Below are 5,290 nucleotides of genomic sequence, written 5' to 3' on the forward strand. Positions count from 1 at the left end.
AGAAGTGAAACGCCGTAGCGCCGATGGTAGTGTGGGGTCTCCCCATGCGAGAGTAGGGAACTGCCAGGCATCAAATAAAAGCGAAAGGCCCGGTCGAAAGACCGGGACTTTTGTTTTATCTGTGGTTCCTGAGCCTCCATAACACAAGCCATCCTGCGGCATATGCGGTAAACTAAGCGCGATTTTGCATCAGGAAAGCGTCTATGAATCACTCCCTTAAAGCCTGGAATACCTTCGGCATCGATCAACAAGCCAACGAACTTGTCTGCGCCGAAAATGAGCAACAATTATTGAATGCCTGGCAATCAGCCAAGGCATCACATCATCCAGTACTGATCTTGGGCGAGGGGAGTAATGTCCTGTTTCTTGATACCTTCTATGGAACGGTGATCGTCAACCGTATCAAGGGGATAGAGATTACTGAACAACCTGATGCGTGGCATTTACACGTAGGCGCGGGTGAAAACTGGCATCAGTTGGTGCGCTATGCGTTGGAACACAACATGCCTGGCCTGGAAAATTTGGCGCTTATCCCCGGCTGCGTGGGTTCATCGCCAATCCAGAATATTGGTGCCTATGGCGTAGAGCTGCAGCGCGTCTGTGAATACGTAGACTGCGTAGAGCTTTCGACCGGCAAACATCTGCGCGTTAACGCTGCAGAATGTCGATTTGGTTACCGTGACAGCATCTTCAAGCATGAGTACCAGGATCGTTTCGCTATTGTCGCCGTTGGTCTGCGCTTGCCTAAACACTGGCAGCCTGTTTTGACTTACGGTGACCTGACGCGTCTGGATCCTGCCACCGTGACACCTCAGCAGGTTTTTGACTCTGTTTGCCATATGCGCACGACAAAGCTGCCCGATCCAAAAGTGAACGGTAATGCAGGAAGCTTCTTTAAAAACCCGGTTGTCACCGCAGATATTGCGCAGGAGCTCCTGGCAAAATTCCCTACAGCGCCTCATTACCCGCAGGCCGATGGTTCTGTGAAACTGGCAGCTGGCTGGCTTATCGATCAGTGCCAGCTAAAAGGTATGCGCATTGGTGGCGCAGCGGTACATCAGCAGCAGGCACTCGTGCTGATCAATGCAGAGCATGCGACGAGTCAGGATGTGGTGCAACTTGCACATCACGTACGCCAAAAAGTCGGTGAGAAATTCAATGTCTGGCTCGAGCCAGAAGTCCGGTTTATTGGTCCGCAGGGTGAAGTGAATGCCGTGGAGATCGTTGCATGAAGGATAATACCGTCCCCCTGACGCTTATTTCATTATTGGCCGATGGCGAATTTCACTCCGGTGAGCAACTCGGCGAAAAGCTGGGAATGAGCCGCGCGGCAATTAATAAACATGTCCAGACGCTACGTGACTGGGGGGTGGATGTCTTTACGGTCCCTGGTAAAGGATACAGCTTACCTGAGCCTATCCAGCTTTTAGATTCATCGCGTATTTATTCTCAACTGGATGGCGGGAATATAACTGTCTTGCCAGTTATCGATTCAACCAATCAGTACCTGATGGACCGAATTGGTCAACTGCAGTCAGGGGATGCCTGCGTCGCTGAGTATCAGCATGCAGGTCGTGGTCGTCGTGGACGTAAATGGTTTTCTCCCTTTGGCGCCAATCTGTACCTTTCAATGTTCTGGCGACTGGAACAAGGACCGGCAGCCGCGATTGGCCTGAGCCTGGTGATTGGTATTGTCATGGCTGAGGTTTTGCGCGATCTGGGTGCGGATAAAGTCCGTGTAAAATGGCCCAACGATCTCTATTTACTCGACCGTAAACTGGCAGGGATTCTGGTTGAACTCACTGGTAAGACAGGCGATGCCGCGCAAATTGTTATTGGCGCGGGTATTAATATGTCTATGCGTCGGGTTGAAGAGAATGTGGTTAATCAAGGCTGGATTAACCTGCAGGAAGCGGGTATTAATATTGACCGCAATACTCTGGCTGCCCGGCTGATCCGCGAGCTGCGCGCTGCCCTGATACTGTTTGAGCATGAGGGCCTGGCGCCGTATCTGTCCCGCTGGAAGAAGCTGGACAACTTTATCGACCGTCCGGTAAAACTCATTATTGGCGATAAAGAAATATTTGGTATATCTCGTGGAATAGATGCGCAAGGCGCATTACTGCTTGAACAAAATGGCGTGATAAAACCCTGGATGGGTGGGGAAATATCGCTGAGAAGTGCTGAATAATAAGAAGGGGAGCTGAGGCTCCCCTTTTTTATTTATTTACGTAGCCTGACTTGCTCAACGGCATGATTGGCGCTTTTGGTCATAATCAAGCTGGCTCTTTCACGCGTCGGTAAAATATTCTGCTTTAAATTCAGCCAGTTAATTTCTTTCCAAAGCGATGCGGCGGTGTTGATTGCCTCGTCTTCCGACAATTTCGCATAGTTATGGAAATAAGAGTCTGGGTTGGTAAATGCCCCTTCGCGGAATTTCAGGAAGCGGTTGATATACCACGTCTGGAGTAATTCTTCTGGCGCATCAACATAAATAGAAAAGTCGACAAAGTCAGAAACAAATACATGATGTGGATCGTGAGGATAGTCCATCCCGCTTTGTAATACATTGAGCCCTTCGAGGATTAATATGTCGGGCTGGGCAACGGTTTTGTCACCGTCAGGGATCACATCATAGATCAGATGAGAATAGACCGGCGCCGTAACGTTGGGGACGCCAGACTTCAGATCGGAAACGAATTTAACCAGACGGTGCATATCATAGGACTGAGGGAAGCCTTTCTTCTTCATGAGCCCCCGTTCTTTCAACACCTGGTTCGGATGAAGAAAACCATCGGTAGTAATCAGCTCAACCTTACGATGCTCGGGCCAGCGACTCAGCAGCGCCTGCAATACACGCGCAGTCGTACTTTTGCCGACAGCGACGCTACCAGCAATGCTAATAATATAAGGAATACGCTCGCCGTTGGTGCCTAAAAATTGTTCCAGCACAGCCTGACGTCGCAGGTTCGAACTGATGTAAAAATTTAGCAAACGCGATAGAGGCAAATAAATCTCGGCAACTTCTTCCAGCGATAAGTCTTCGTTAATGCCTTTCAGACGAGCAATCTCTTCCTCGGTCAGGGTCATCGGCACGGAATCACGAAGCGCAGCCCACTGGTTGCGATCAAACTGTAGGTAAGGCGACGTTAACGCTTGCTCTTTTATACTCATACGCATGGTCTGGCTGTCATTGCTATATCAGGTCTGCGGTAAAAAACGAAATCATCCCCGGTACGCAATGGCACGCACATTTCAGTTAATTTGGACAATGGGCAGGAGGGTAACACCAGATGGGAGGGAATAATAAGAAAAAATCTTCCCCTGAAACGCAATGTGACGGCTATTCCAGATGTATAAAGATGCACTTTCTCTCTATTGATTACTGCGTGCCGGAGCAAAATGCCCCTCAGGGAGCGCGCCTGGCGTTGGAAATTTGTCCAATCTAAAGAGGAAATAGATTATTTATCGGTCGTATAGTGCAAAATGTGAGCGATAGAACATTTTATGCAATTTTTTAGTTGCATGAGTGCGCATGTCTCCATAAAATGCGCGCTACTTGATGCCGACTTAGCTCAGTAGGTAGAGCAACTGACTTGTAATCAGTAGGTCACCAGTTCGATTCCGGTAGTCGGCACCATCAAGTCCGGTGGGGTTCCCGAGCGGCCAAAGGGAGCAGACTGTAAATCTGCCGTCACAGACTTCGAAGGTTCGAATCCTTCCCCCACCACCACTTTCTGGCAGCGTTATCGCCGCCTGAGTTGGTTAAAAAATTAATCAGCTCGAACAGAAAAGAGAGAAATCTCTTTTTTGTTACAGAAAGAACTGGGTAGCCGAGTTTCAGGATGCGGGCATCGTATAATGGCTATTACCTCAGCCTTCCAAGCTGATGATGCGGGTTCGATTCCCGCTGCCCGCTCCAGACGTGCTGATATGGCTCAGTTGGTAGAGCGCACCCTTGGTAAGGGTGAGGTCCCCAGTTCGACTCTGGGTATCAGCACCACTTCACTTCTCCTTCCCGTTTCTCTCTGTTTACTTTTAAAAGCATTCAACAGCTCAGGCATATTGCCTGGTTGATGTGGTGATATCACCGATTTATCCGTGTCTTAGAGGGACAATCGATGTCTAAAGAAAAATTTGAACGTACTAAACCGCACGTTAACGTCGGTACTATCGGCCACGTTGACCATGGTAAAACAACGCTGACCGCTGCAATCACTACCGTACTGGCTAAAACCTACGGCGGTGCTGCTCGCGCATTCGATCAGATCGATAACGCGCCGGAAGAAAAAGCACGTGGTATCACCATCAACACTTCTCACGTTGAATATGACACCCCGACTCGCCACTACGCACACGTAGACTGCCCGGGCCACGCCGACTATGTTAAAAACATGATCACCGGTGCTGCGCAGATGGACGGCGCGATCCTGGTTGTTGCTGCGACTGACGGCCCGATGCCGCAGACTCGTGAGCACATCCTGCTGGGTCGTCAGGTAGGCGTTCCGTACATCATCGTGTTCCTGAACAAATGCGACATGGTTGATGACGAAGAGCTGCTGGAACTGGTAGAAATGGAAGTTCGTGAACTTCTGTCTCAGTACGATTTCCCGGGCGACGACACGCCGATCGTTCGTGGTTCTGCTCTGAAAGCGCTGGAAGGCGACGCAGAGTGGGAAGCGAAAATCATCGAACTGGCTGGCTTCCTGGATTCTTACATCCCAGAACCAGAGCGTGCGATTGACAAGCCGTTCCTGCTGCCTATCGAAGACGTATTCTCCATCTCCGGTCGTGGTACCGTTGTTACCGGTCGTGTAGAGCGCGGTATCATCAAAGTTGGTGAGGAAGTTGAAATCGTTGGTATCAAGGACACTGCTAAGTCTACTTGTACCGGCGTTGAAATGTTCCGCAAACTGCTGGACGAAGGCCGTGCTGGTGAGAACGTTGGTGTTCTGCTGCGTGGTATCAAACGTGAAGAAATCGAACGTGGTCAGGTACTGGCTAAGCCGGGCTCTATCAAGCCGCACACCAAGTTCGAATCTGAAGTGTACATTCTGTCCAAAGACGAAGGCGGCCGTCATACTCCGTTCTTCAAAGGCTACCGTCCGCAGTTCTACTTCCGTACTACTGACGTGACTGGTACCATCGAACTGCCGGAAGGCGTTGAGATGGTAATGCCGGGCGACAACATCAAAATGGTTGTTACCCTGATCCACCCAATCGCGATGGACGACGGTCTGCGTTTCGCAATCCGTGAAGGCGGCCGTACTGTTGGTGCGGGCGTTGTTGC

The 5,290-nt window shown here is 50.2% G+C and carries 4 protein-coding genes, 4 tRNA genes and 1 pseudogene; 7 read left to right on the forward strand and 2 right to left on the reverse strand.

Going from position 1 to position 5,290, the window contains the following annotated elements; all coding sequences use genetic code 11:
- Positions 1-203: 203 nt before the first annotated feature.
- Entirely contained in the window at positions 204-1,232 is a 1,029-nt protein-coding gene (murB, locus tag OGV77_RS02030; RefSeq protein ID WP_087051737.1) for a UDP-N-acetylmuramate dehydrogenase, read from the forward strand.
- Positions 1,229-2,191, forward strand: a complete 963-nt coding sequence (gene birA, locus OGV77_RS02035) for a bifunctional biotin--[acetyl-CoA-carboxylase] ligase/biotin operon repressor BirA (protein WP_043018016.1) — start codon at positions 1,229-1,231, stop codon at positions 2,189-2,191. Before murB ends, birA begins: the two co-directional genes overlap by 4 nt.
- A 32-nt stretch (positions 2,192-2,223) precedes the next feature.
- Here birA and coaA read toward each other — a convergent pair whose 3' ends face one another.
- Both coaA and OGV77_RS02045 read right to left on the reverse strand, forming a co-directional pair.
- Positions 2,224-3,174 (reverse strand): type I pantothenate kinase, encoded by a 951-nt coding sequence (gene coaA, locus OGV77_RS02040; protein WP_087051738.1) that lies wholly within the window; start codon positions 3,172-3,174, stop codon positions 2,224-2,226.
- A gap of 290 nt (positions 3,175-3,464) precedes the next feature.
- Positions 3,465-3,545, reverse strand: a pseudogene (locus tag OGV77_RS02045) (hypothetical protein); the annotation flags it as partial.
- Positions 3,546-3,564: 19 nt separating this feature from the next.
- Here OGV77_RS02045 and OGV77_RS02050 point away from each other — a divergent pair.
- The 5 genes from OGV77_RS02050 to tuf form a co-directional block, all read left to right on the forward strand.
- Positions 3,565-3,640 (forward strand) — tRNA-Thr (locus OGV77_RS02050).
- Between the two features lie 8 nt (positions 3,641-3,648).
- Positions 3,649-3,733 (forward strand) — tRNA-Tyr (locus OGV77_RS02055).
- Positions 3,734-3,847: 114 nt separating this feature from the next.
- A tRNA-Gly gene (locus OGV77_RS02060) sits at positions 3,848-3,922 on the forward strand.
- A gap of 5 nt (positions 3,923-3,927) precedes the next feature.
- Positions 3,928-4,003 (forward strand) — tRNA-Thr (locus OGV77_RS02065).
- Positions 4,004-4,121: 118 nt separating this feature from the next.
- Positions 4,122-5,290, forward strand: a 1,169-nt coding sequence (tuf, locus tag OGV77_RS02070; protein WP_286502589.1) for an elongation factor Tu, incomplete at its 3' end; no start/stop codon positions are given.

This window comes from Citrobacter sp. Ce129 (assembly GCF_030334545.1).
GTDB lineage: Bacteria > Pseudomonadota > Gammaproteobacteria > Enterobacterales > Enterobacteriaceae > Citrobacter > Citrobacter europaeus.